Here is a 26,135-nt window from a genome sequence, read left to right on the forward strand (position 1 = left end):
TATTAACTGATTTCATTTAAAAGGTCTTGGTAAGAATATTTTTTATCTAGAACAATATCATTTACTACTTTTACTCTAAGTGCTTTTAACCCAGAAACGCCTTGCAATTCTTCTATTTCAAATTGTTCAATTGAAGGTTCAAGTATGTTTTTATATTGAAGAAACTTGATATATTTTAGATATTCAACTTCTTCGTGACTATGAGAGTAAACAATTGTTATTTTTTCTTTTGAAGTTATTCTTTCTTGTGTTCCTAAGATATGTGCTTTATCAATTCTCTTTTTTACTATCTCATATCTTGCATTATAAGATCCGTCAACATCAAAACGTTTTTCGTCCATTCTAAATCTAATGGATAAAGGTGAACTAAACACCAATATTAACGAAGTTACTTCTAATACGAAAGGCAATGTTTCTTTAATTTTATGGTGTTCTAATTCCATCTCGCAAAGTGTCTGCAATTGCCATAATCTTAAATTATTTAAATAAATTTTATCAAATGGCACAGATGGTGCTATTGTAGCTCCAATATACAAGTTATGCTCTACTCCATCGGTTTTAAAACGTTCGTAATAATGAGGATATATTTTTTGTGCTTCTGCTTGTTTTTCATCTAAAATAGAAGCCATTTTTTTATTGATAACCGACAATGTATAATCAAAATCTTTTCTAGATTTATAAAACATTCCTGTTTTTGGATCTAAACTTTCAAAGTAATCTTTTATTTTTACTTCTACCGTAGAAATTGCTTTTGCCGATTCTGCAATAGGATGAATTTCTGTTTCTATATAACGTTGAATCTGTTGTTCGGTATCTGCTTTTAAAGGTGAATTTAGTTCTTCTAAAAAACCCATTAATTCAAACATTTTTTGATCTAAAATAATTAAGTCATTAGATTCTTTTATTGTACTAACGATGTCTATTAATGCTTCAATCTGACTTTTTAGATCTGATTTTACTGTTTGATTTCTCTTCTCCGAAGAACCTTTTATATCTATTTGACCATATAAAGGATATATTTCTTTAAAGGTTATTTCTTTAAAAATATAGTCTTTAGTATTTGATGCAGAACTAATGTAGTTTTGCGCTTCTTTTTTAAATTTCCAATAGACACTTGGGTGTATTGTTGTATATTCTTTTTGAATAATGGCTTGTTCTAAATTTTCAATTTCATTATAAGAACGTTCAACTGTATCTACAATGTAAGGCAAAATTAAGTCTATTTTATTAGCATTAATTGAATTTAATGCTCTTGAAATAGATGATACAACTTCAATTATACCTAATAATTTATTGTCTTTTATTATTGGTACTAAAATGCAACTTTTAATATTTTGTTTAAGTAGTCTTTTTGCTAACGCTATTGATTGAAATTTTTCTACATCTGATACAACTATCTTTTCTTTTTTATCTAATAAAGATTCTAATGTAAAATTACACAAAACGCTTTCACAATTTACATCTTCAATATCATGTAACAAATAACTTACTAGCTTGTCTTCATTAAAAAATGATTTTTCAAAATTTGCAGTATAATCATTATACTTTGCGAAACCTATTTTAACATCTTTGGTTTTAAAAATAGATTTAAAAATATCTTCAAAATCATGTTCAAAGTTATGTTTTTCAACTTCCGATTTTAACAAATTAGTTTTAAGATTTGAAACAGCGCTTTCTACTGTTACATCTACAAGAGTTACAATTCCAAATCCTTTTAAAATCCAAGAATTAGGCGGGAATTTTTCTTTCCATAATGCTAAATCATCATAATTATCAATAAGTTCATAAATTTCTTCTTGACTTAGCGGTATCATTTTATCTGTTGGAATAACTTCAATAAAATCGGCATTATATAAAATTCTATAATGGTTCATAATTCCATTTTCATCTGGAATATCATAAAAAAGAGGTTGTCTATTATCTATATTTTGATTGTAATAAATATTTAAAATAATATGACAATTCATAATGTAGAATTGATGCTCATCAAAATCTCTTATTTCAAAATCAAAAGTTGTCCCTGATGAGTTTAATATCTTTTTAAATCGTTCGGTATAATTAAATGTAAAATTTATAAAAGGGAGTGTTACTGCTTTAATTTCATTATGAGTTAAAACAGTAGGAAATAAATCTGCTAATAAATTTCGTATTGTAGTTTCATTTTCTTTTATGAACGATACATCTTGAATTCCGTTTATAAGTTCGGGTTTATCTTCAACTTGTTTTAATAAACTTTTCGCATAATTAGCTCTATATTCAATATCAGACTTAGCTATTTCCTCTAACTGTTCAATTAAAAGATGGAAAGAAATAAGTGTTTTAAAAGGACTTGGATATAGATATTCTAATTCCATAAAAGTAAAATTTTACACAAAAATACGAATATTTATCTTAAAAATAGTGAATAGTTTGTTAAGACGAGTGTCTATTATTTACATTCAAATCTTATATTTATATAGAGCTAAAAGTAGAAAAAGGTTGTTATTGTATATCCTAATTTAGGATTGTTTTCTTTTTAAAAACAAATTAGATTCCTTATAAAAGAAATAGTCTTATAAAAGATTAAAAATTGTATTTTTGCGATTAGAATTTGATTATTATGATTATTATAAAAACCAAAGAAGAAATTGAATTAATGCGTGAAAGTGCATTAATCGTTTCTAAAACATTAGGAATGCTGGCTACAGAAATTAAGCCTGGTGTTACTCCTAACAAACTAGATAAACTAGCTGAAACTTTTATAAGAGACAATGGTGCTATTCCTGGATTCCTAGGGCTGTATGGTTGTCCTTCAACACTTTTAACAAGCGTTAACGAACAAGTAGTTCATGGATTACCTACGGACAGACCTTTAGAAGATGGTGATATTATAGCTGTAGATTGCGGTGCTGTTTTAAATGATTTTTATGGCGATCATGCCTATACATTTGAAGTAGGTGAAGTTTCTGAGGAAACAAAAAAGCTTTTACAAGTTACTAAAGAATCTTTATATATTGGTATCAGAGAAACTAAAGTAGGTAATCGTGTAGAAGATATCGGTTATGCCATTCAACAGTATTGTGAAAAACATGGATATGGAGTTGTTAGAGAACTATGTGGTCATGGATTAGGACGAAAACTTCACGAAGATCCGGAAGTACCAAATTATGGCAAAAGAGGTCGTGGAAAAAAATTAGTAAACGGAATAACAATTGCTATTGAACCTATGATAAATCTTGGTGCTAGAAACATCAGAACTTTGAAAGATGGTTGGACAATTGTTACTGCTGATGGAAAACCTAGTGCACATTTTGAACATGATGTTGCTATTGTAGATGGAAAACCAGAATTGCTTTCCACTTTTGCATATATTTATAAAGCTCTTGGTATAGTAAGCAATGAAGAAAATGAATTTAGACAGGTTCCATTAGTATTGTAAATTTATGAATTGTAAATCTTGTTCATCAGAAATAAAAGAAAACAACCGTTTTTGCTCAAACTGTGGGTCAAAAATTGTCCATGATAGACTTTCTTTAAAAGGAACATGGGAAGAATTCGTTGGTCCTTTTTTTAGCTGGGATAATAATTTCTGGAGAACATTTTTTGATTTATTCACAAATCCTAAAGATGTATTAGAAGCCTATATAAGTGGTGCTAGAAAAAAATATTTTCAACCCTTTTCTTTTATAATTCTATATGCTACTATTGCTGTATTTTTTTATAAGTTTTTTCCGTTGGACATTATAGTGGATTATTCTAAAGATTTTACAGATAGCCTAAACACCTCAAATCCATCAGCAAAATTGCCGAAATTTGACATGAAAAATTATATGGAATCGATAATGAGCTATTATAATTTTCTTGTTTTATTATTAATTCCAGTATACGCCTTAACCAGTCTCATTATATACAATAAAAGAGGACATAATTTTTTTGAACACCTAGTCTTTAATAGCTATATACAAACCAATTTAGGCTTCATAGCTTTAGTGATACAAGTTATTTTGGTTAATATAATTGGAATGTCTTTTATGTCATATTCAGTTTTATTTATGTTTATTCATGTGTTTTTCACAACTTATGTATTCAAAAAACTTTATGACCAAAGTGTAAAGCAAAGTATTTTATCCGGAATTAAATACTTCTTATTGTTCTTAATCTTATATGTTGGTGTATTTCTGATTTCTTCAATAATCTTTGGAATAATAATGTTGATTACTTTATTATAATGAAAAAACTATTTAAACTTATATTAAACACTATTCCAAGACCAATTCTTATACGATTAAGTATTGTAGTTCGTCCTGTTATTGCTTTTTTATTAAAAGGAAACACGTTTACTGATCCTATTGATGGTAGAAGTTTTAAAATGTTTTTACCCTATGGTTATGGTACACAACGAAACAATGTACTTTCACCAAGTACTCTATCTTTAGAAAGACATCGTTTATTATGGTTGTATTTACAAAACGAAACTAATTTCTTTACTTCTGAAAAAAAGTTAGCAGTTTTGCATTTTGCTCCTGAACAAGAGTTTTACAAACGATTTAAAAAACAGAAAAATATAAAATACACTACTACTGATTTGTTATCACCTTTGGCTGATGTAAAAGCTGATATTTGCAATCTACCATTTAAAGATAACGAATATGATATCATTTTTTGCAATCATGTTTTAGAACACATTCCAGATGACACTAAAGCGATGCAGGAATTGTACAGAGTTTTAAAACCTGGCGGAATGGGTATTTTTCAAATTCCTCAAGATTTATCTCGTGAAACAACATTTTCAGATGATTCTATTACTGATGCTAAAGAACGTGCCAAAATTTTTGGTCAATATGATCATGTTAGAGTTTATGGTCGTGATTATTTTGATAAATTAAGAAGTATTGGTTTTAAAGTAGAAGAAGTAGATTATACAAGTACGATTCCATCAGAACTTGTAACGAAATATTGTTTAGCAAAAGGAGAAATTATCCCTGTTTGTTTTAAATAATCTAAACTATATGCCTTTTTCAGAAAATTCTAATCATGCTTTAGCATTTGATCTTTCATTTGATCCTATTTTAGAATCATATATTCCAAATGCTTTCATTGTTGAACAATCGGAAGGTGTTTTGTATTACATTAAAAAAAATGCAAACTCAAAAACAATCTCTGAATTGGATTACAATTTAGAGGCAAATGAATTACAATTACTTACACTTTGTGAAAAATTAAATTCTAAAAATTTACTTTCTAAATATAAAATAAAAAATAAAGTAGCTAAAAGTTTGGAAGTTTTATTAAGTGATGATAAAACTAAGAAAGTAGTTGACCATTATGTTCATTTTATACTTGAATCTTTTTTTAAAATAATTTCAAACACAAAATCACCATTAAGTTTAGACATCAATAAAAAGGATGTTTTTCATAAGCAACAAGTTTCTTTTTCTGATGTTGTTTTAGAACCTAAATTGCGTTTTTCAAAAACACCTGAGAATATTATTTATTGTTTAAGTCTTTTAAATCATAAAACAGTAATTTATCCATTTAAAACTAATTTTAAAATTTTATTTAATGAACCTTCTTGGGTTTCTATTAATAATACAATTTATACTATAAATCATATAAATGGAAATAAGTTAAAACCGTTTCTTTCAAAGAAAGAGGTTTTAATTCCTAATAAAAATAGTATTGAATATTTTAATACTTTTATTAAAAACGTCATCAAAAAAGTTCCTATTGAAGCTGATGGATTTACTGTAGAAACAAATAATAATTGTAAAGGTTGCAGAATAAAACCTATACTTCATCTTCAACATAAAATATATCTTTTAGAAATTATCTTTATATATGAAGATTATGAATTTTCCATTACAGATGAAAAAACGAAACATATTAATCTTAGCCATAATGATTTAGACGAATTTACCGTACATCAAATTATTCGAAATAAAAAGGAAGAAAAAAGAATTGTAAAAGCACTGGAACAATTAGGATTATTTTTTCTTACAGATGCGTTTGCTAGTTTTAATAAAAATCTTACTGAGTTAGACGAATTTTACAACATCACTGAATTAATCAATAATCATGAAAAAATAAGTAATGCTTCAATTGCTATAGATTTACAATTGAATAATACTAAGATTAACACGCACTCTTCTACTATTTCTTCAAATTTTATTGAGAAAAAAGATTGGTTTGACATTGAAATGATTATTGAAATAGAAGATTTTAAATTCCCTTTTTCTAATATTATTTCGCATTTAAAAACAGGAAATCGATTATATGAATTACCCAATGGAAGTCTGTTTCTTATTCCTTTTGAATGGTTTAGTCAGTACAAACCTTTAGCTGATTTTGGAAAAACAAGAAATAACACTATTCAAATTCAAAAGAATCAGTTTACTTTATTAGAAGAAACAGGAATTGCAACAGAAAAGGCTTTCAATAAAGATATTATAGCTTATAACACTACTGGAAATATAAAAGCCACTCTTAGAAATTACCAAGAAGAAGGTGTAAACTGGTTGATTAAAAATTACCAATTAGGTCTTGGATCTTGTTTAGCAGATGACATGGGATTAGGAAAAACCATTCAAAGCTTAGCTTATTTAGATTTTGTTTATACTCATTTTGAAAATGATTTTATTATTACCGAAGAGGTTTCAGATTCTTTAGATTTATTTAGTTCAAACCAACCTAGTATTACTAAAAAACTCAAAGCATTAGTTGTGGCTCCAAGTTCATTAACTTATAACTGGTTTAACGAAACTAAGAAGTTTACACCTCATTTTACGCGATTAAATTATACAGGTTTAGACAGAAAGATAAAACGAAAAAAACTAGATAAAGTAGATCTTGTTTTCACTTCATACAATCTACTTTTAAAAGATATAAATCTTTTAAAAACGCTTCATTTTAATTTTTTAATTATAGATGAAAGTCAGCAAATAAAGAATAGAAATTCACAGATTTACAAAGCTATAAACACTATAAATGCAACTCATAAGGTTTCTTTAAGCGGAACACCTATTGAGAACTCTTTAAGCGATTTATGGAGTCAAATGCAGTTTATAAACCCAAACTTATTAAATACTTATTCTTTTTTTGAATCTCATTTTAAAAAACCAATTGAAAAATCACACAATCTTCAAAAAGTAAAGGAATTAAAATCATTAATTAATCCGTATTTATTAAGACGAACAAAAACGGAAGTTGCTAAAGATTTACCTGAGATATCCGAACAGGTTTTTTATTCTGAAATGACAGATGAACAGAATAAATTATATGAAAATGAGAAATCAATTATTAGAAATTATTTAATTGAAAAACAAATTAACTCTGTTGACCAAAAGCCAAATTCAAAAATATCGATTTTAAATGCGCTTTCTAAATTAAGACAATTAGCGAATCATCCTATATTGATAGGAGAAGAAATGTCTTCTGGTAAATTTACTGATGTGACAGCTTATATTGAAACTTTATTACAAGCGAAACAGAAAGTTTTAATTTTTAGTTCTTATACTTCTCATCTAAAAATTTACACAGATTGGTGCGATAAAAACGGAACACTTTATAGTTTATTAACAGGAAGTACAAAAATAAAAGACAGAGAAACAGAAGTTGCTAATTTTCAAAAAGATGAAAACACATTGCTATTTTTCATTTCACTAAAAGCTGGTGGAGTTGGATTAAACTTAACAAAAGCTTCTTATGTTCTTATTTTAGATCCATGGTGGAATCCGTTTGCCGAACTTCAAGCAATAGGCAGAGCACACAGAATAGGACAGGAAAATCAAGTTAATGTAATTCGTTTTATTGCAAAAGATAGTATTGAAGAGAAAATTAGTCTTCTACAACAATCTAAAAAAGTAATTTCAGATAGTATTATAGAAAATACCATTCCTGAAGAAGTTTTTAATAATATTCATTATATTTTAGAATAAAAAAATCCCGCAAAAGCGGGATTTTCTTTAGATACTTGTTTATAGTTTTACTCTTCTGGCATCAATATAGCGATAACTTTTTCTTTCGTTAAGTATTTTTTGGCTACTGCTTGAATTTCTTTTGGAGTAATTGCTTTCACTTTTGCTTCATAATTTAAAATTTCTTCTGGATTATTATCGTTCATATAAGAACTTGTAAGGTTTGACATCCAAAAACTATTTTCTTTTATTTTCTTTTTATAATCTAATTTTTCTGCTTCAATAAATTTATCAACGTCTTTTTGTTCTGGTCCGTTTTCTATTATTTTATTTAATTCTCTCAATGCTGAAGCTGTTAATGTTTCTGCATTTTCTGGACCACATGGAAAATTAATTGAAAAACTAAAACTACCTGCTGGCACTTTATTCATATTTCCTCTTGCTCCTACTCCATAAACACCACTTTCATTTTCTCTTAGTTCTTCAACTAATTTGATGGTTAATACTTCTGCTAATGCATTTAAAGCAAAATCTTCTTTAGCATCATATTTACAATCTCCATAGAACATTATATTTACAGTACTTTTAGGATCTTTTCCTTTATTTATTATCTTTTTATGTTCACCTTTTAACATTCTATAACCTAAATCGATTGCTTTTTCGCTATCTTTTTTAGCAGGTAATGATGCTAAATATAATTCTGAATATTCTATTAATTTTGCTTCGTCAACATTTCCAACAAAATAGAAATTAAAGTCTCCTGCATTTGCAAATCTTTCTTTGTATATTTTATAAGCTAATTCATAATCTGCATTATCATAGTCTTCTGCTTTTGGAAAACCTAAGTATCTTGGATTTTCTTTGTTTAGATATGAGTATAACTCATTAGAAAAGTACATTGAAGGCATTGACAACATATTTGAAATAAATCCTTTTTGTTTTGTTTTGTATCCTTCAAAAGCTTCCTTGTCCATGTTTAAATCTGTAAAATAAGCATGAATCATTTGCATAAGGTATTCAAAGTCTTTTGGTGTTGATGATCCTCTCATTCCTTCTACTGTTGAAGAAACAAAAGGATTAACTCTAGCGATTTTACCTGTCATGAATTTATTAATATCATTTTTATTCATGCCAGAAAAACCTGCTTCTGTTAAACCACCCATTGCTACAGATACTTTTTTATAATCTTCATTAGAAAGTGTGTTTGAACCTCCAAAGCTTAATGCTTGGAACATAATTTCATCGTTCTTGAAATCTGTTTTCTTGTAGATTACTTTTGCTCCATTCGATAATGTAAATGTTGTAACGTCTAATTTGTCATTTTTTTCAGTTTTAACTACTTTTCCTTTTTTAACTGGATTTCTAAGTAAACTTTCTGCTACAGCAGTTTCTTCATACGGTTTTAATGCTTTTTCATCAATTTTCATCGCTTCTAAAACATCTTTCTCTGTTGGCTTTGCCACACCTTCTTTCTCTGGACCTGTTAGAATAACAACTCTATTGTCTTCTTTAATATATTTTGAAATTAAATCATTTGTTTCCTTTATAGAGATTGTTGGCAATAATTGTTTCATTGCTGCAAATGTCCATTCAATACTAGGCGCTGGTTCTTGCTCTAAAAAGTTACTTTGCATAGCCCAAACGTAGTTTTCAGACTCTGTTTTATCTCTTTCATTATATTGTCTCTCAACCTGATTTAGATATTTTGTTTTAGCTCTTTCCAATTCAGATTCAGTAAATCCATATTTTCTTACCCTTTCATTCTCTTCTATTAATACTTTTAAAGCATCTAATTGTTTGTCTTGTGCCACCATAGCAAAAGACTGAAAAGCTTCTTTATTTCTAGCAAATGTACCTCCATGATATGTGTATCCGTAAGTAAAAGGTGGTGTAGGTGAGTTTTGTTTTTCTTCTAATCTATTATTCAACATTGTTGAAAACAATCCTTCTATAAGTTCTGTTCTAAAATCTCCTACTGTAACTGTTTTCTTTGGTTCCGTATAGTCTTTATACAATAATCTTACTTGTGAAAAAGCAGCTTCTTTATCGCTTTCAACAGCTATAAATGTTTCTTTGTGATTTGGCACTTCAAACATTTTACGAGGCTTTTCCTTTTTTGGGTTTTTATATGAAGAAAAGTGGTCTTTTATTTTTTTCTCCATTTCTGCCACATCAATATCTCCAACAACTACTACACTCATTAAATTTGGTCTATACCAATCTTTATAGAAACTTGTTAATTTATCATAAGTGAAGTTTTCAAGAATTTCTTTTTGACCTATAGGTAAACGCTTTGCATATTGCGAATTATACATCATTTTTGGCATAAAACGTCCCATCATTCTTTTATCTGCTCCAAGTCCAAGACGATATTCTTCTAACACCACACCTCTTTCTTTATCAATTTCTTCAGGAGTAAGTGTAGTATTAAACGCCCAATCTTCAATGATTTGGAATCCTTTTTCTAATTTTTCTTTATCATCTGAAGGAATTGGTAAGAAATAAACGGTTTCATCAAAACTAGTATAAGCATTTAAATGTTGTCCAAATTTAACACCTATACTTTGAAGATAATCAACTAATTTATTTTTTGGAAAACGTTTTGTTCCGTTGAAACACATGTGTTCCATAAAATGTGCTAATCCTTGTTGTTCATCTGTTTCTAATATAGAACCTGCATTAATCATCAACCTAAGATCAACTTTATTTTCAGGTTTACTATTTTTTTTGATGTAATACGTTAATCCATTTTTTAATTTTCCTGTTTTAACGGTTGGATCCATAGGAATTGGACTGTCCATTTTAAGCTCTTGAGCAAATCCAATAGCAGACATTGCTGACAATAAGATGTAAAACGATTGTTTAATTTTTTTCATTTGTTATAGTATTTTGTTCTAAAACTAAACCTATAACACAAAAAAAACTAAATTATTATATATAAATTAACTTTTAATCTAAAGAAATAACATTTTAAAGAATTCTAAGTTATCATTATTTAATGTAACAATATATTTTTAAAGTTATCTGTTTCAAATCGTTGCATTTCATTATTTTCATCCGCATAAAGCAATAAAACATTTAATTCTGGATGCTTTTTTACGAATGTTTTCACTTGTTCTAAATCCATTATCATAAAAGCAGTAGCATAGCCATCAGCCATTATACAGGTAGGTGCTAAAACTGTTGCACTTAGAATAGTGTTTTTTTCTCTCTTCCCTGTTTTTGGATTTATAATATGAACAAATTTTTCTCCTGTAATAGAATCTGTTATTACTTTACGATAGTTTCCAGATGTTGCCATTCCAACATTCTCTAGTTGAATTGTTGCTATTAACTTTCTTTCATCTGGCTTTTGTAATGGATCATCTATACCTACAATCCAACTTTTATTATCAATACTGTTTTTTCCCAAGGCGAATAATTCTCCACCTATTTCTATGATTCCATTTTCAATTCCTTTTGATTTTAAAAATTTCACTACAACGTCAACAGAATAACCTTGTGCTATTGAATTAAAATCGAAATAAATAGCAGCATATTTTTTTGAAATTGTTTTGTTTGCGTTTATCTTAACCTTATTAAAGCCAACATATTGCAACAAACTATCAATTTGATTTTGAGTAAGATTTTGATGTTTTTTACTAGGTCCAAAACCATAAGCATTTACTAAAATTCCAATTGTTGGATCAAATAGTCCTTCTGTTTCATTAAAAATTTGATTTGAGGCTTTAAATGTATCAACAAAAAAATCATCAATAACAATAGTACTATCTCCCAAATTTATTTTAGAAATTTTAGAATCATTTCTATAAGTCGAAAGTGACATATCAAAAGCTAAGAGCAAAGAGTCTATTTGCGATTTAGAAACTAACTCTTCATTAGCAATATATTTAATTGCATAAGTACTACCTTGAGCTTCTCCTTGAATTACAAAAAAAGTATTTTCTTTTTTTTCACAAGAAGTCATTAATACAAAAAGTAGAAGTAGACTATAAAAGTTCTTTATATCCATTGTAATTGATTATATAATCGGATGAAACGTAAACTGGTTTTTCGAAATCTTCTGCATTGGCAATGCCAACGCCTGCAAATAATACTTTTGCATTTTTTGCTTTTGCATGATTAATAAATGTTTCTACAAACAAAACATTGGGTTCATCTGGATTTATAGGATAAGGAACCGCTTGTACCATGACAAAGTGTAATCTATTTTGTGTGTCTACACAAACAAATTGAGGATGTTTTTTTAATTGACTATTAACTGCAATAAATTCAAAACCTTTTTTTTCAAGGTCTTTCCCTACATGATTCATTGCAATTTGATGTAGTTCTTGTTCTGTAAGTTCTTCCATAGTACAAAAATACAAATAAGCTTGAATAGAAATTAAAAAACCGATTCATTTCTGAATCGGTTTTTTAAAATATTATCCTCCAAAATCATCAAATCTGATGTTCTCAGGATCAAGTCCGAAGTCTTCACCCATTTTTTGAACTGCTTTGTTCATCATTGGTGGACCACAGAAATATAATTCAATATCTTCTGGATTTTCATGATGTGATAAATAATTATCAATTACTACATTATGAATAAATCCAACGAATCCGTCACCTTCTCCATTAACACCTTCTTTTACTTTCCAGTTATCTTCTGGTTGAGGCTCAGATAATGCTAAATAGAATTTAAAGTTAGGAAAATCTTTTTCTAACGCTCTAAAGTGATCTGTATAGAACAACTCTCTCTTTGAACGACCTCCATACCAATATGTTACTTTACGTCCTGTTTTAACAGTACGGAATAAGTGATATAAATGAGAACGCATTGGTGCCATACCTGCTCCTCCACCTACATATAACATTTCTGCTTCAGTTTCATTAATGAAGAATTCTCCATAAGGACCTGAAACCACTACTGGATCACCTGCTTTTCTTGAGAAAATATAAGAAGAAGCAACTCCTGGATTTACTTTTGCCCATCCGTTAATGTTTCTATCCCATGGTGGAGTAGCAACACGAACATTCAACATAATCTTTCTTCCCTCAGCAGGATAAGAAGCCATTGAATATGCTCTTTCTACTAATTCATCATTTTTCATTACTAATGGCCATAAATTAAATTTATCCCATTCTGCTTTGAATTTTTCTGGCTCACCTGGATGTTCTACTGGATGCGCTGTGATATCAATATCTGTATAATTGATTTCACATTTAGGAATCTCAATTTGGATATATCCTCCTGGCTCATAATGCATATCTTCTGGCAACTCAACGATAAACTCTTTAATAAAAGAAGCTACGTTATAGTTTGAATATACTTTTGCTTCAAATTTCTTAATTCCAAACACTTCTTCTGGAACTTCGATAACCATATCACTCTTAACTTTCACCTGACATCCTAAACGCCATCCTTCTGCTAATTCTTTTCTACTAAAGTGAGGCACTTCTGTTGGCAAAGCTTCTCCACCACCGTCAAGAACTTTACATTTACATTGAATACAAGTTCCACCACCACCACAAGCTGATGGCAAGAAAATTTTGCTTGATCCTAATGTAGATAATAATGTATTTCCTGAACCTACTTCAATTTCATTCTCTCCATTAATTTTAATTTTAACTGGACCAGATGGAACCAATTTAGCTTTGGCAAATAATATAATTGCAACAAGAGCTAGTAATAAAATTAAAAAGGCTATTACTGTTGTACTGATTAAACCAGTAGTACTTACTTCTAAAGCTATCATAATTATTCCTGTACTGTTTGGGTTAATGAATCATTTGCTATTTGTTCTACCTCTGTTGAATCTGATACAATTTCTACTTTTTCTTCAATAGATGTAGAAGGCTCAACATTTTCAACAAGTTCTTTTTTAGGTTCAGCACTATCCCCTCCTGAAAGCATTCCTCCAAAAGACATAAAACCAATAGCCATTAAACCTGTTAAAATAAATGTCATACCTAAACCTCTAAAAGCAGGTGGAACATTTGAATATCTGATTTTTTCTCTAATAGCTGCAATAGCTAAAATTGCTAAGAACCAACCAATACCTGATCCAACACCATATACGGTTGCTTCAGTAATATTATTAAATTCTTTTTGTTGCATGAATAATGATCCTCCAAGAATAGCACAGTTCACAGCAATTAAAGGTAGAAATATACCTAATGATGTGTATAATGCTGGAGCAAATTTTTCAACGATCATTTCAACTAACTGTACCATTGTAGCAATAGTAGCAATAAAAAGAATAAATGTTAAAAAGCTTAAATCATAATCTGCATATTCTTCACCTAACCACACTAATGCACCTGGACGAAGTAAGTATTGATCTAATAAAAAGTTTAAAGGAACAGTTACTAACATTACGAAAATAACTGCTGCTCCTAATCCTACTGCTGTAGAAACTTTTTTAGAAACCGCTAAGTATGAACACATTCCTAAGAATGTTGCAAATACCATATTATCAATAAAGATTGATTTTAAAAATAATTGTAATAATTCCATTTCTTAGTTTGTTTCTATTAGACTTTTATTTCTTGAACGTTGGAATCCGATAATTAATCCTAAAGTAATTAACGCCATTGGAGCTAATAACATAAAACCATTATTTTCATATCCTAATGCGTAAAGTCCTGTTTTTTCAACTGGATCACCAAATACTGGAAAACCTAATAATTTTCCTGAACCCAATAATTCTCTGAAAAAACCTACTACTACTAAAATTAATCCATATCCTGCTGCATTACCAATTCCATCTAAAAATGCTTTCCAAGGACCATTACCTAAAGCAAAAGCTTCAAAACGTCCCATGATAATACAGTTTGTAATAATTAATCCGATAAATACAGAAAGTTTTTTAGCCAAATCTGGCACATAAGCTTTCAGTGTTAAATCTACAATAATTACTAAAGCCGCAACGACAACAAGTTGAGCGATAATTCTAATTGCAGAAGGAATAATATTCCTCATTAATGAGATAACTACGTTACCAGCCGCTAGCACAAACATTACAGACAATGCCATAATGATTGACGCTTTTAGTTCAGCAGTAATTGCTAATGCAGAACATATTCCTAATACTTGAACCGTAATAGGATTACTATCTGTAAGCGGATCTTTTACTAAACCCATATTCTTTTTTGAGAACAATGGCTCTTTTACTGTGTTTTTATTTTCTGCCATAGCTTATTTTTTTATAGTTTCGAAATAAGGCAAATAAAGCTTAATCCCAGATTTTAACATTGCTCCAACTCCATTACCTGTAATTGTTGCTCCTGAGATAGCGTCTACTTGATTATCTGATTTATCTACATTATTAGGATCTCCATTTGATTTAGAAATCTCAACTGATTTATAATTTCCTTCAGCATCAAAAATCATTTCTCCTTTGAAGTCATCTTCAAAAAATGCTTCAGTGATGTTAGCACCCAATCCAGGAGTTTCTCCTTTATGATCAAAATACACACCATTGATACTTTTTAAATCATCGTTTAAAGCAACATAGCCCCAAATAGCATCCCAAAGACCATTACCTCTTACAGGAACAATATAGATTTTTTTACCTTCTTTTTCTCCTACAAATAAAGGTAATTTCTGAACTTTACCTTGTTTTGCATTATCTAATTCCTTCTTTATATTAATTAAATATGCTTCCTTATCTTCAGTTACTTTCTCACCTTCAATAACGAATTGTTCTTTAATATATTTATTAAATGTTTCTGTAGCATTTGTTCTATCTGAATCAATGCCCATTGCACTTAAAATATCCATTTGCGTTTTAACTTTATCATTGTTATCACGCATCTCTTTTGTTGCACTTGCAAAAAATGCCAACAAAGAACCTACTACAACTACTAATATTACTGAGAATATTATAGTATATAAATTTGAATCTGTACGTTTAGTTGACATAATTATTAAGCAGTTTTAGTTTTTAAACGTTTCATTCTTCTTTTTACATTTCCTTGAACCACATAATGATCAATTGTTGGAGCAAATACGTTCATTAATAATATTGCCATCATTACTCCTTCTGGATAAGCTGGATTAAATACACGAATTAAAATACTGATAAATCCGATTAAGAATCCGTAAATAATTTTACCTTTATTTGTTTGTGATGCAGAAACAGGATCTGTCGCCATATACACAATACCAAAAGCTAAACCTCCAACTAGTAAATGTTGCCAAAAAGGGAAAGCCATTAAACCATAGAATTTACTTGACTCTGTGATAACACCTGCGTCTACTATTCCGTTAAAGATTAATCCCATTACAACAGCTCCAATGATTGAAGAAATCATAATTCTTGCACTACCAATTCCTGTAAAAATAAGGAAAGCAGCTCCTAATAATATTAAAAATGTTGATGTTTCACCTACAGAACCTGGAATATATCCAAAGAACATATCTGTAGCAGAATAGGCAACAGGTTTATTTGCTGCTAAAGTTCCTAAAATAGTTTCTCCTGATATTGCATCTGGCAATTGCTCTATACCTTGTAATTTAAGGTTTGCAATTTCATTAGCTCTTTCTACTGATCCGTGAACCCAAACTTTATCTCCCGACATCCAAGCTGCCCAGTTAAAGAACAAGAAAGCACGAATTGTTAAAGCAGGATTCAAAACATTCATTCCTGTTCCTCCAAATAATTCTTTTGCTATAATTACACCAAAAGCTACTGCAACAGCAAGCATCCATAATGGTAAATCGATAGGAACAATTAAAGGCACAAGCATACCTGTTACAAGATATCCCTCTTCTACTTCATGTTTCTTAACTGTAGCAAAGATAAACTCAATACCTAAACCTACTCCATAAGAAACAACCAATAGAGGTAGAATCTTTTTTAACCCAACAATGAAATTATCCATTGTTAAAAATTCAGCAACTCCATTAGTTGCCAAATTATACTGATAACCAGCATTAAACATACCGAATAAAAGAACAGGAACCATTGCCATGATTACTGTATTCATTACACGTTTTAAATCGGTAGCATCTCTAACATGTGACCCTGAATGAGTAGTTATGTTAGGTACATAAAGAAAAGTATGCAATGCATTGAAACCTTGTTCAAACTTAGTTCCTTTATACTTTTCTTTTAAATTATGTAAATTTTGTTTTAATCCCATTTTTTGTGATTTTAAAATTTATTTGAAAGATTTATCCTACCTCGTTTATCATTACATCTAATCCTTCTCTAACGATATGTTGATGATCTTGTTTTGAAACACAAATATATTCTGTCAATGCAAAATCTTCTGGAGCTACTTCATAAATACCTAATGCTTCCATTTGATCTATATCTTTTACTAAAATAGCTTTCAATAATTGCATAGGGTAAATATCCAAAGGAAATACTTTTTCATATTCTCCTGTTAATACAAAACCTCTATGTTCACCGTTAGTATTTGTGTTTAGATTGTATTTTTTCTTTGGTGTTAAGAAAGAAAACATATTTGCTCTATAAACACTAAATTTATTAGGTCTTGGAATATTCCATCCGAAGAAATCATAATCATCTCCTTCTGGAATTACTGTAATCTGGTTATGATAATATCCTAAGAAATCATCTTTTGATTTTTTATCTCCAGTTAACACGTTTCCACTTATAATTCTATAATTACCTTCTTTTAAGTTTCCAGAAACAACATCACTTATTTGAGCTCCGATTAAAGCTTTCACATAAGATGGTGTTTTAAAACCTGTTCCTGTTAAAGCAATTATTCTTTCGGAATTAAATTTCCCTGTTAAGAACAACTCTCCAATTATAGCAACATCTTCAATTTGAACAGTCCAAACTTTCTCCCCTTTATTTATTGGATCAATTTTAGCAATTTGAGTAGAAACTAATCCAACTGGATGCAATCCTTTCCCTTTATGAACTTTAACACCATCAACTGAAGGCATAAAATCTGATTTAGGAGAAACAGTTACATGAACTTTTCCAGATGTTAATTTAGTTAATGCTTCAAAACCAACTTTCAAAGCTTCTTGTTTTCCTTTTAAAACAAAATCCAAATCTCCTTGTAACGGAGCTGAATTTATTCCAGAAACAAAAATAGATTTTGGTGTATCAGCCGAATTCGCAATTACATCATAAGGACGTTGTTTGATAAATGACCAACAACCTGATGTTAATAAATGCTGCTTAACTTCTTCACCTGATAAATCTTTTGGGTTTTTCTTGCTATGCTCTACATGAACGTCCTGAATATCAGCAGTTATTCTAACTTCTAGAATTACTCTTTTTTCACCACGAACAATTTCTTGAATGGTTCCACTCACTGGTGAGACAAACTTTACAGCTTCGTCATTCTTAGAGTAGAAAATTACTTCTCCAGCTTTTACAGCTGCGCCTTCTTTAAGAACCATTTTAGGTGTTACTTTATGAAAATCAGAAGGTTTAATAGCATAGACTTTCGAGCGAGTTACTTCAGAAATTGTTTTTTCTGCTTCACCCTTCAACTTAAGGTCTAAACCTTTTTTAATTCGAATGTCTTTTGACATGTTTATTGAAGATATGGTTAGTACTATTTTATAAAACGTGCAAATTTAATTAATTAAGGAACACTACTCCAAAAATATAACTATTGATTTTCATTATTTATATCTATTCTAAATTATAAAATATCACGGTTTAGACTATAAAATTTGCATATCTATTTCTAGTTTTAGTATTTTTACAAAAAATCACACAAAAAGATGACTAAAAGAATCTATATTTTATTTTTTTTAATTTCATTTTCAAACAGTTACACGCAAGTAGAAAAAGAAATAGCACCTCCTTTTAATATAAAAACAGTTTCTTTTGTTCAAAACAACAACAACGTTTTACCCTTTTTTAAATTAGGAGATAATTTTGAACTTCAATTTGATGATTTATTCGGAAATGAAGCGGATTATTACTACACTATAACACAGTATAATTATGACTGGACACCTTCAAGTTTAGCCAAAGTAGAATATCTAAACGGAATGGATAATCAAAGAATCATTACCTATGAAAATTCATTTAATACTTTGCAATTATATTCTCATTACAGACAACAATTTCCAAATAAATTTAACAGAATAACAAAAACAGGAAATTATATTATAAAAGTTTTTAATGATGAACAAGAAATTGTTTTTTCAAGAAGATTTATTGTTTATGACGAGTCAGTAAGCGTTGCATCAGAAGTAAGAAGAGCAAGAGACTTTGAATCAATAAATGAAAAACAAAATATTGAATTATCAATAAAATATGGAGACTTAGTTCTTCAGAACCCTATAAATAATGTAAAGATTTCCATATTTAAAAATGGAAATTGGGAAAATTCTATTTCAAACATAAAACCTCAATATACAATTGGAACAGAATTAATTTACAGATACAACAAAGAGACTCAGTTTTGGGCAGGAAATGAATTCTACACTTTAGATAATTCACAAATAAGAGTCACCAACAATAGCGTTGGAAGAGTTACTTCTGGAGACATTTACAATTCACATTTATATACAAACAATGCTAGAAAAAACAGCGTTTACACCTATTTCCCAGACTTCAATGGTAATTTTGTTGTTCTAAATAGCAATGCAGAAAACTCGCAAATTGAAGCAGATTACTCATGGGTATATTTCACATTAAACGCACCTGACTTCTTCGATAGAGAAAACATTTACATAACGGGTATGTTTAACAATTATGTTATGAATGAAGAGAATAAAATGGCTTACAATAAAGAAAGTGGCCTATATGAAAAGGCAATATTAATTAAACAAGGATATACTAATTATCAATATACAATCGCAAATAAGAATAAAGAAATAGATTACAAAAATGCTATCGATGGTAATTTCTATCAAACAGAAAATAATTATACCATTCTTGTGTATTACAGAGGAAACAATGACCGATATGATAGCGTAATTGGCATTGCTAACACCAATAGCGAAGGAATCCGTAATTAACCATGAGCAGAAAGGACACCATTTACAGAGGAACAAAATGCTTAAATTGTAATACTTCACTAGATATTAGTGAGAAGTATTGCCATCATTGCGGACAATTGAATTCAAAAAAAAGATTAACTATAAGTGATTTTATTGAAGAATTTTTGTCAAACTTTTACGCTTACGACTCTCGTTTAAGAAATTCTATTATTTCAATGTTTACAAAGCCTGGAGTTTTAGCAAAAGAATTCAATGAAGGAAAAAGACAAAAATACGCTAATCCTTTTAGACTTTTTTTGAGCGTTTCTATTATTCTTTTTCTTACTTTTAATTTAAATGAAAAATCCTCAGGTAATTCAACTAACACAAACAATACTAATTTACTTGATTCAAGCGAATTAAAAAAAGAACTTAGTCAAATTAATGATAGCATACCAAGCACAGATAAATCATTTATAAAAGAGCAAATTAATTCCTTCAGAGATTTAAGTAAAGACTCTATCTATACCAAATCTGAACTAAAGAAAAACAAAATGGGTTTTTATTACGAATTTAGTTCATTTCGAAATTTCAACAGAAAATATCCAAACAAAACACCTGAAGAAGCACTAAAAGAACTAGAATACGAAAACACCCAATTCAATCGTTTTTTATTCAAAAAATCTATTCTATTCAAAACAAATGATATAAAAAATGAATTAACAGAATATTTTTATCAAAAACTACCCTTTTTAATATTCTTATCATTACCCATCATCACCATTATGTTTTGGCTAGTCTTTTATTCAAAAAAGTTAAATTACACAGAACATTTGATTTTCTCGTATACCTATTTTACATTTCTTTTTATTTGCATGATAATATTCAATATTATTGATTTATTAAGCACTACTATCTCAGAGCTTTTAATTGGAACTTGTTCAATATTTATATTTCCCTTTTACTTTTACAAATCCTTAAGAAATTTTTATGGACAGAATCGTTGGAAAACCATTTTAAAATTCATACTTTTGAATCCTTTATTTGGTATATTTTTATTAATTTCCATGTTGATAATGATATCTTTAGGTGTAATTTTGTTTTAAATTTATGGTAACTCAAATAACAAAAGGCATAAAAATCTCTGTATTGACTAGTTTTGAAGGGACTTACTTCAAAAACTACAAGATAAACTTTGCCTTTAGTTACCAAATCACAATAGAAAATTTTAGTAAAGATTCTGTTCAATTAAATTCTAGGCATTGGGAAATTTACGATGCACTTAACAACATTGAAATTGTAGACGGTGAAGGTGTAGTTGGTAAAAAACCTGTTTTAAAACCTGGCGAGAAACACACTTACACGTCTGGATGTTTACTTTCTTCTCCAATAGGAGCTATGAAAGGGTTCTACAATATGATTAACTTTACTACAACAAAAAGTTTTAGAGTTATAATTCCTACATTTAAATTTAGTGCACCATTCGCACTGAACTAATCCTTTCTTGCAAGATTCTCATTCTAACATTTTCTTATACTATTTACATTATTTTTTTCTTAAATTTGCGAATCATTATTTAATAATTCATTAAAAAACAACACTATGTTAAAAGGATTTTTTAACGTTCCCAAAGCTGTAAATGAGCCTGTAAAAGCATATGCTCCTGGCTCACCTGAAAGAGAACTAGTTTCGGCTGTATACAAAGAAATGTGGAACTCAAAAGTAGATGTTCCATTATACATTGGTAACGAAGAAATTAGAACTGGAAATACAAAAACATTATCTGCACCACATGATCACCAACATATAGTAGGTACATATCATTTAGCAGAGAAATCTCATATAGAAAAAGCCATTAATAATGCGCTTGAATCTAAGAAAAAATGGGCTGCAATGTCATGGGAAAATCGTGCTGGTATTTTCTTAAAAGCAGCAGAATTATTAGCAGGTCCTTACCGTGCTAAAATAAATGCAGCAACAATGATTGCGCAATCAAAAACAATTCATCAAGCCGAAATTGATTCAGCTTGTGAATTAATCGATTTCTTACGTTACAACGTAGAATTCATGACTAAAATCTACGCTGATCAACCAGCATCTAATTCAGATATGTGGAACAGAGTTGAATACAGACCATTAGAAGGTTTTGTATATGCAATTACTCCTTTCAACTTTACAGCTATTGCAGGAAATTTACCATCAAGTGCTGCTTTAATGGGGAATGTAGTAGTTTGGAAACCAGCGGCAACTCAAATATATTCTGCAAATGTAATCATGCAAGTTTTCAAAGAAGCAGGTTTACCAGATGGTGTTATCAATATGGTAATGGGTGATTCTGGAATGGTTTCAGATGTAATTTTATCTAACCCACACTTAGCCGGTGTTCACTTCACTGGATCTACAGGAGTTTTCAATGACATTTGGAAAACTATTGGAAATAACATTGCAACTTATAAAACATATCCAAGAATCGTTGGAGAAACAGGTGGAAAAGATTTCATTATTGCACATCCATCTGCTAACGCAAAACAAGTAGCAACAGGAATTACTCGTGGTGCTTTTGAATTCCAAGGACAAAAATGTAGCGCTGCTTCTCGTGTTTATATTCCACAAAGTTTATGGCCTTCTGTAAAATCTAATGTAGAAGCAGATTTAGCTTCAATAACAATGGGGTCTCCAGAAGACATGAGCAATTTTGTTACTGCTGTAATTTCTGAAGCGTCATTTGACAAATTAGCTCGTTATATCGATCAAGCTAAAAAAGACAGCGATGCAGAGGTAATTATAGGAGGAAATTATGACAAATCAAAAGGTTATTTCATTGAACCAACCGTTATCTTAACTACAAACCCTAAATATTCAACTATGGAAACCGAATTATTTGGTCCTGTAGTTACTATTTATGTTTATGAAGATGCAAAATGGACTGAAACTTTAAAATTAGTTGACGAAACTTCTGAATATGCATTAACTGGGGCTGTATTTAGCCAATGTCGTTATGCAGTAGAAGAAGCAACAGTTGCTTTACAAAATGCTGCTGGAAACTTCTATATTAATGACAAACCAACAGGTGCTGTTGTAGGAATGCAACCATTTGGAGGTGCAAGAGGTTCGGGAACTAACGACAAAGCAGGTTCGGCACAAAACTTATTGCGTTGGGTATCACCTAGAACAATCAAAGAAACTTTTGTTACACCAGAAGATTATAGATATCCATTTTTAGGATAACATATATAAAAAAATCCCGCAAATGCGGGATTTTTTTATTTCTTATATTTAAGAGCTAAATGAACCACTTTTTTAGTTTGAAAAAACTCCTCAGTAAAATAATCTGATAAATTATACAAAATTGCTTTAGGAAAAGCGGCTAACTCTTCACTTAAATCTCCTCCTTTTAAATATAAAATTCCATTTCTTAATTCATGTTTTGACTCTTTTTTTATTTTCCCATCAACCCAATTGACAAAATCAGGCATATTGGTTACTGCTCTACTAACAATAAAATCAAAATCACTACGAACTAATTCTGCTCTTTTTTGTTCCGCTTTAACATTCTTCAATCCTAAAGCAGCAGTCACTTCATTTACTACTTTTATTTTTTTAGCAATAATATCTATTAAATAAAAATCAACTTCAGGATGCATAATCGCTAAAGGAATCCCTGGAAATCCTCCTCCAGTTCCTACATCTAAAATTTGAGTTCCAGGTTTGAATTCCAGAATTTTAAAAATCCCTAAAGAATGTAAAACATGACGAACATATAGTTCTTCAATATCTTTTCGAGAAATAACATTTATTTTTGAATTCCAATCTTCATACAAATCTTTCAACATCTCAAATTGTCTAATTTGAGTATTCGTTAAATTTGGAAAATATTTTAAAATTAACTCCATATCCTATTTTTGTTGCAAAAATACATTTTTTAACAAACAATTAGATTAAAATATACAGTGTCAATAAGATAATTATTATCTTTGGTCGCAAACCAAGTTTAGTTTATAAAATGAACACAAAAGCACCTATCTTCTCAAAAACTGACAATGCAAAATTTTTCAGAACACTAAATAAACGTGTAAATGACTATTTTAAGACGAATAATCTTAAGAAAACCGGAAACTGGAAATTACATTTAAAAACAATTGTAATGTTTGCTCTTTTCCTTACACCTTATTTCTTTTTAATTTCATTAACTATGCCTCTCTGGTTATATCTTCTATTAAGTATAGTTATTGGAATAGGAATGGCAGGAGTTGGAATGAATGTAATGCACGATGGAAATCATGGTTCTTATTCAACTAAAAACTGGGTAAATAAAATCATGGGAGGAAGTATATATATCTTAGCAGGAAATGTTTACAACTGGCAAGTACAACACAATGTTCTACATCATACTTATACAAATATACCAGGACATGATGAAGATTTAGATGCAGGAAGAATTATTCGTTTTACTAAAGAAGCAAAATGGTATAAATTTCATAAATTTCAGCATTACTATTCTGTATTTTTATACGGATTATTAACTTTCAATTGGTCATTAACTACCGATTTTAAGCAAATGAAAGGATATTTAAAAAGAAAACTTTCATATGGTAAAATAAAAAGTCCTAAAATTCTTTGGACAACACTAGTAATTACAAAAGTTATTTATTTTTCAATTTGGTTAGTAATTCCTATGATTCTAGGAATTGTATGGTGGAAAGTTTTAATTGGTTTTTTTGTGATGCACTATACTGCTGGTTTAATTTTAAGTATTGTATTCCAATTAGCACATATTGTTGAAGAAACAACAAACCCACTTCCTTCTGAAGCTGGAGAAATTGAAAATACTTGGGCAATTCATCAATTGTTTACCACAACAAATTTTGCTCCTAAAAACTGGATTGTAAATTGGTATACTGGCGGCCTTAATCATCAAATTGAACATCATATTTTTCCGAATATAAGTCATATTCATTATGGTAAAATAGCAGAAATTGTAAAACAAACTGCAAAAGAATGTAATCTGCCTTATTACGAATATAAAACAATGAGAAGTGCAGTAATTGCTCATTTCAAACATTTAAAAGAACTAGGACAACAACCTCAATTAGCATAAACAACTAACAACATTACATACAATGAATCCGTTATCAGATAGAATTAATAATTTATCTACATCACAAACCCTTGCTATGGCTGCATTAGCAAGAGAATTAAAAGCACAAGGAAAAGATATAATCAGTTTAAGTTTAGGAGAGCCTGATTTTAATACTCCTGATTTTATAAAAGAAGCAGCAAAGAAAGCAATTGACGAAAATTATAGCACCTACTCACCTGTTGATGGTTATGTAGAATTAAAAGAAGCTATCTGTAAAAAATTCAAAAGAGATAATGATTTGGAATACAAATCTTCTCAAATTGTTGTTTCAACTGGTGCAAAACAATCTTTATACAATATTGCTCAAGTAATGTTAAACGAAGGAGACGAAGTGATTCTTCCTGCTCCATATTGGGTAAGTTATTACGAAATCATCAAACTTTCTGGAGGAACTCCTATCGAAGTTCCTACTTCTGTTGATAGTGATTTCAAAATCACACCTGAACAACTTGAAAAAGCAATTACACCAAAAACAAAAATGATGTGGTTTAGTTCTCCTTGTAATCCTAGCGGTTCTGTTTACAACAGGGAAGAACTTACAGCGCTTTGTAAAGTTTTAGAAAAACACCCAAATATATATGTAGTTTCAGATGAAATATATGAGCACATAAATTTCTCAGGAACATTTTGTAGTATTGGATCTATTCCAGGTATGCTAGATAGAACAATTACGGTTAATGGAGTAGCAAAAGCGTTTGCTATGACAGGATGGAGGATTGGATATATTGGCGCTCCAGAATTTATTGCAAAAGCATGTACAAAAATTCAAGGACAAGTTACAAGTGGTGCTAATTCTATAGCACAACGAGCAACTATTGCTGCTGTTGAAGCTGATCCAAAAGTATTAAACCACATGGTAGAAGCTTTTCATAAAAGAAGAGATTTAGTTGTTGGTTTAATTCAAGAAATTCCAGGATTAAAAATCAATGTTCCAGAAGGAGCTTTTTATGTATTTCCTGATGTTTCCGATTATTTTGGTAAAACTTTAAAAGGAACAAAAATTGAAAACGCAACTGATTTCTCTATGTATCTTTTAGCAGAAGCCAATGTAGCTACTGTAACAGGTGAAGCTTTTGGTAATCCAAATTGTATTCGTTTTTCTTACGCAACAAGCGAAGAATTATTAAAAGAGGCATTAAAAAGAATAAAGGAAGCGTTAGCATAACGCTTCTAAAGCCATAAAATGAAAAGG

The 26,135-nt window shown here is 29.6% G+C and carries 21 protein-coding genes; 10 read left to right on the forward strand and 11 right to left on the reverse strand.

Annotation, left to right across the window (positions count from 1 at the left end; translation table 11 throughout):
* Nucleotides 1–2: 2 nt before the first annotated feature.
* Entirely contained in the window at nt 3–2,354 is a 2,352-nt protein-coding gene (locus LXD69_RS02430) for a GAF domain-containing protein (RefSeq protein ID WP_246917242.1), read from the reverse strand.
* 245 nt (nt 2,355–2,599) lie between these two features.
* Here LXD69_RS02430 and map point away from each other — a divergent pair, with 245 nt between their 5' ends.
* From map to LXD69_RS02450, 4 genes are read left to right on the forward strand one after another with little or no spacing between them, the layout of a single operon-like run.
* The gene (map, locus tag LXD69_RS02435) at nt 2,600–3,418 is read left to right on the forward strand and encodes a type I methionyl aminopeptidase (protein ID WP_246917245.1); all 819 of its coding nucleotides are present in this window, start codon (nt 2,600–2,602) and stop codon (nt 3,416–3,418) included.
* A gap of 4 nt (nt 3,419–3,422) precedes the next feature.
* Nucleotides 3,423–4,208: a DUF3667 domain-containing protein gene (locus LXD69_RS02440; RefSeq protein WP_246917248.1), complete on the forward strand. Its 786-nt coding sequence runs from the start codon at nt 3,423–3,425 to the stop codon at nt 4,206–4,208.
* Nucleotides 4,208–4,978 (forward strand): class I SAM-dependent methyltransferase, encoded by a 771-nt coding sequence (locus LXD69_RS02445; protein WP_246917251.1) that lies wholly within the window; start codon nt 4,208–4,210, stop codon nt 4,976–4,978. The genes LXD69_RS02440 and LXD69_RS02445 overlap by 1 nt, the downstream gene beginning before the upstream one ends.
* Nucleotides 4,979–4,988: 10 nt before the next feature.
* The gene (locus LXD69_RS02450; protein WP_246917254.1) at nt 4,989–7,913 is read left to right on the forward strand and encodes a DEAD/DEAH box helicase; all 2,925 of its coding nucleotides are present in this window, start codon (nt 4,989–4,991) and stop codon (nt 7,911–7,913) included.
* Between the two features lie 47 nt (nt 7,914–7,960).
* Here the strand turns inward: LXD69_RS02450 and LXD69_RS02455 are convergent, their stop codons facing one another.
* The 9 genes from LXD69_RS02455 to LXD69_RS02495 form a co-directional block, all read right to left on the reverse strand.
* Nucleotides 7,961–10,768 (reverse strand): M16 family metallopeptidase, encoded by a 2,808-nt coding sequence (locus tag LXD69_RS02455; protein ID WP_246917257.1) that lies wholly within the window; start codon nt 10,766–10,768, stop codon nt 7,961–7,963.
* A 119-nt stretch (nt 10,769–10,887) separates the two neighbouring features.
* Nucleotides 10,888–11,904, reverse strand: a complete 1,017-nt coding sequence (locus LXD69_RS02460) for an FAD:protein FMN transferase (RefSeq protein ID WP_246917260.1) — start codon at nt 11,902–11,904, stop codon at nt 10,888–10,890.
* Complete coding sequence (locus LXD69_RS02465; RefSeq protein WP_246917263.1) at nt 11,882–12,244, reverse strand: Na(+)-translocating NADH-quinone reductase subunit F; 363 nt, start codon at nt 12,242–12,244, stop codon at nt 11,882–11,884. The genes LXD69_RS02460 and LXD69_RS02465 overlap by 23 nt, the downstream gene beginning before the upstream one ends.
* A gap of 72 nt (nt 12,245–12,316) precedes the next feature.
* On the reverse strand, nt 12,317–13,630 hold the full coding sequence (gene nqrF / locus LXD69_RS02470) for an NADH:ubiquinone reductase (Na(+)-transporting) subunit F (protein ID WP_045972964.1): 1,314 nt from the start codon (nt 13,628–13,630) through the stop codon (nt 12,317–12,319).
* A gap of 2 nt (nt 13,631–13,632) precedes the next feature.
* On the reverse strand, nt 13,633–14,391 hold the full coding sequence (nqrE, locus tag LXD69_RS02475) for an NADH:ubiquinone reductase (Na(+)-transporting) subunit E (protein ID WP_082084396.1): 759 nt from the start codon (nt 14,389–14,391) through the stop codon (nt 13,633–13,635).
* A 3-nt stretch (nt 14,392–14,394) separates the two neighbouring features.
* The gene (locus LXD69_RS02480) at nt 14,395–15,069 is read right to left on the reverse strand and encodes an NADH:ubiquinone reductase (Na(+)-transporting) subunit D (protein WP_045972960.1); all 675 of its coding nucleotides are present in this window, start codon (nt 15,067–15,069) and stop codon (nt 14,395–14,397) included.
* A gap of 3 nt (nt 15,070–15,072) precedes the next feature.
* Entirely contained in the window at nt 15,073–15,798 is a 726-nt protein-coding gene (gene nqrC / locus LXD69_RS02485; protein ID WP_246917266.1) for an NADH:ubiquinone reductase (Na(+)-transporting) subunit C, read from the reverse strand.
* A gap of 5 nt (nt 15,799–15,803) precedes the next feature.
* Nucleotides 15,804–17,021 (reverse strand): NADH:ubiquinone reductase (Na(+)-transporting) subunit B, encoded by a 1,218-nt coding sequence (locus LXD69_RS02490; RefSeq protein ID WP_246917282.1) that lies wholly within the window; start codon nt 17,019–17,021, stop codon nt 15,804–15,806.
* 31 nt (nt 17,022–17,052) lie between these two features.
* Nucleotides 17,053–18,399 (reverse strand): Na(+)-translocating NADH-quinone reductase subunit A, encoded by a 1,347-nt coding sequence (locus LXD69_RS02495; RefSeq protein WP_045972954.1) that lies wholly within the window; start codon nt 18,397–18,399, stop codon nt 17,053–17,055.
* 195 nt (nt 18,400–18,594) lie between these two features.
* Here LXD69_RS02495 and LXD69_RS02500 point away from each other — a divergent pair, with 195 nt between their 5' ends.
* The 4 genes from LXD69_RS02500 to pruA all read left to right on the forward strand — a co-directional run bounded on the left by LXD69_RS02500 (nt 18,595) and on the right by pruA (nt 23,031).
* Entirely contained in the window at nt 18,595–19,842 is a 1,248-nt protein-coding gene (locus LXD69_RS02500) for a type IX secretion system plug protein (protein WP_246917285.1), read from the forward strand.
* 2 nt (nt 19,843–19,844) lie between these two features.
* The gene (locus LXD69_RS02505; RefSeq protein WP_246917287.1) at nt 19,845–20,909 is read left to right on the forward strand and encodes a DUF3667 domain-containing protein; all 1,065 of its coding nucleotides are present in this window, start codon (nt 19,845–19,847) and stop codon (nt 20,907–20,909) included.
* A gap of 4 nt (nt 20,910–20,913) precedes the next feature.
* Nucleotides 20,914–21,300: a Co2+/Mg2+ efflux protein ApaG gene (apaG, locus tag LXD69_RS02510; protein WP_045972948.1), complete on the forward strand. Its 387-nt coding sequence runs from the start codon at nt 20,914–20,916 to the stop codon at nt 21,298–21,300.
* 105 nt (nt 21,301–21,405) lie between these two features.
* Nucleotides 21,406–23,031, forward strand: a complete 1,626-nt coding sequence (gene pruA / locus LXD69_RS02515; protein ID WP_246917289.1) for an L-glutamate gamma-semialdehyde dehydrogenase — start codon at nt 21,406–21,408, stop codon at nt 23,029–23,031.
* Nucleotides 23,032–23,066: 35 nt separating this feature from the next.
* Here the strand turns inward: pruA and rsmG are convergent, their stop codons facing one another.
* A complete protein-coding gene (rsmG, locus tag LXD69_RS02520; RefSeq protein WP_246917291.1) occupies nt 23,067–23,696 on the reverse strand; it encodes a 16S rRNA (guanine(527)-N(7))-methyltransferase RsmG in 630 nt (209 codons plus the stop codon).
* 110 nt (nt 23,697–23,806) lie between these two features.
* On the opposite strand from rsmG, the gene LXD69_RS02525 reads away from it, so the two are divergent.
* Together LXD69_RS02525 and LXD69_RS02530 are read left to right on the forward strand one after the other, a co-directional pair.
* Nucleotides 23,807–24,901 carry a fatty acid desaturase family protein gene (locus LXD69_RS02525; RefSeq protein ID WP_045972941.1) on the forward strand — a complete coding sequence of 365 codons (1,095 nt, stop codon included), beginning with the start codon at nt 23,807–23,809 and terminating at the stop codon, nt 24,899–24,901.
* 22 nt (nt 24,902–24,923) lie between these two features.
* Complete coding sequence (locus LXD69_RS02530) at nt 24,924–26,108, forward strand: pyridoxal phosphate-dependent aminotransferase (RefSeq protein WP_246917294.1); 1,185 nt, start codon at nt 24,924–24,926, stop codon at nt 26,106–26,108.
* The last annotated feature ends 27 nt before the right edge of the window (nt 26,109–26,135 follow it).

The sequence above is a fragment of the Flavobacterium sediminilitoris genome (assembly GCF_023008245.1).
Classification (GTDB): domain Bacteria; phylum Bacteroidota; class Bacteroidia; order Flavobacteriales; family Flavobacteriaceae; genus Flavobacterium; species Flavobacterium sediminilitoris.

Coding starts and splice junctions, on each gene's coding strand:
- LXD69_RS02480 (WP_045972960.1), bottom strand. CDS start 15,069: ATGGCAGAAAATAAAAACACAGTAAAAGAGCCATTGTTCTCAAAAAAG.
- LXD69_RS02525 (WP_045972941.1), top strand. CDS start 23,807: ATGAACACAAAAGCACCTATCTTCTCAAAAACTGACAATGCAAAATTT.
- map (WP_246917245.1), top strand. CDS start 2,600: ATGATTATTATAAAAACCAAAGAAGAAATTGAATTAATGCGTGAAAGT.
- pruA (WP_246917289.1), top strand. CDS start 21,406: ATGTTAAAAGGATTTTTTAACGTTCCCAAAGCTGTAAATGAGCCTGTA.
- LXD69_RS02455 (WP_246917257.1), bottom strand. CDS start 10,768: ATGAAAAAAATTAAACAATCGTTTTACATCTTATTGTCAGCAATGTCT.
- LXD69_RS02430 (WP_246917242.1), bottom strand. CDS start 2,354: ATGGAATTAGAATATCTATATCCAAGTCCTTTTAAAACACTTATTTCT.
- nqrF (WP_045972964.1), bottom strand. CDS start 13,630: ATGATAGCTTTAGAAGTAAGTACTACTGGTTTAATCAGTACAACAGTA.
- LXD69_RS02505 (WP_246917287.1), top strand. CDS start 19,845: ATGAGCAGAAAGGACACCATTTACAGAGGAACAAAATGCTTAAATTGT.
- LXD69_RS02450 (WP_246917254.1), top strand. CDS start 4,989: ATGCCTTTTTCAGAAAATTCTAATCATGCTTTAGCATTTGATCTTTCA.
- LXD69_RS02530 (WP_246917294.1), top strand. CDS start 24,924: ATGAATCCGTTATCAGATAGAATTAATAATTTATCTACATCACAAACC.
- LXD69_RS02460 (WP_246917260.1), bottom strand. CDS start 11,904: ATGGATATAAAGAACTTTTATAGTCTACTTCTACTTTTTGTATTAATG.
- nqrE (WP_082084396.1), bottom strand. CDS start 14,391: ATGGAATTATTACAATTATTTTTAAAATCAATCTTTATTGATAATATG.
- LXD69_RS02440 (WP_246917248.1), top strand. CDS start 3,423: ATGAATTGTAAATCTTGTTCATCAGAAATAAAAGAAAACAACCGTTTT.
- LXD69_RS02500 (WP_246917285.1), top strand. CDS start 18,595: ATGACTAAAAGAATCTATATTTTATTTTTTTTAATTTCATTTTCAAAC.
- LXD69_RS02465 (WP_246917263.1), bottom strand. CDS start 12,244: ATGGAAGAACTTACAGAACAAGAACTACATCAAATTGCAATGAATCAT.
- rsmG (WP_246917291.1), bottom strand. CDS start 23,696: ATGGAGTTAATTTTAAAATATTTTCCAAATTTAACGAATACTCAAATT.
- LXD69_RS02445 (WP_246917251.1), top strand. CDS start 4,208: ATGAAAAAACTATTTAAACTTATATTAAACACTATTCCAAGACCAATT.
- LXD69_RS02490 (WP_246917282.1), bottom strand. CDS start 17,021: ATGGGATTAAAACAAAATTTACATAATTTAAAAGAAAAGTATAAAGGA.
- LXD69_RS02495 (WP_045972954.1), bottom strand. CDS start 18,399: ATGTCAAAAGACATTCGAATTAAAAAAGGTTTAGACCTTAAGTTGAAG.
- nqrC (WP_246917266.1), bottom strand. CDS start 15,798: ATGTCAACTAAACGTACAGATTCAAATTTATATACTATAATATTCTCA.
- apaG (WP_045972948.1), top strand. CDS start 20,914: ATGGTAACTCAAATAACAAAAGGCATAAAAATCTCTGTATTGACTAGT.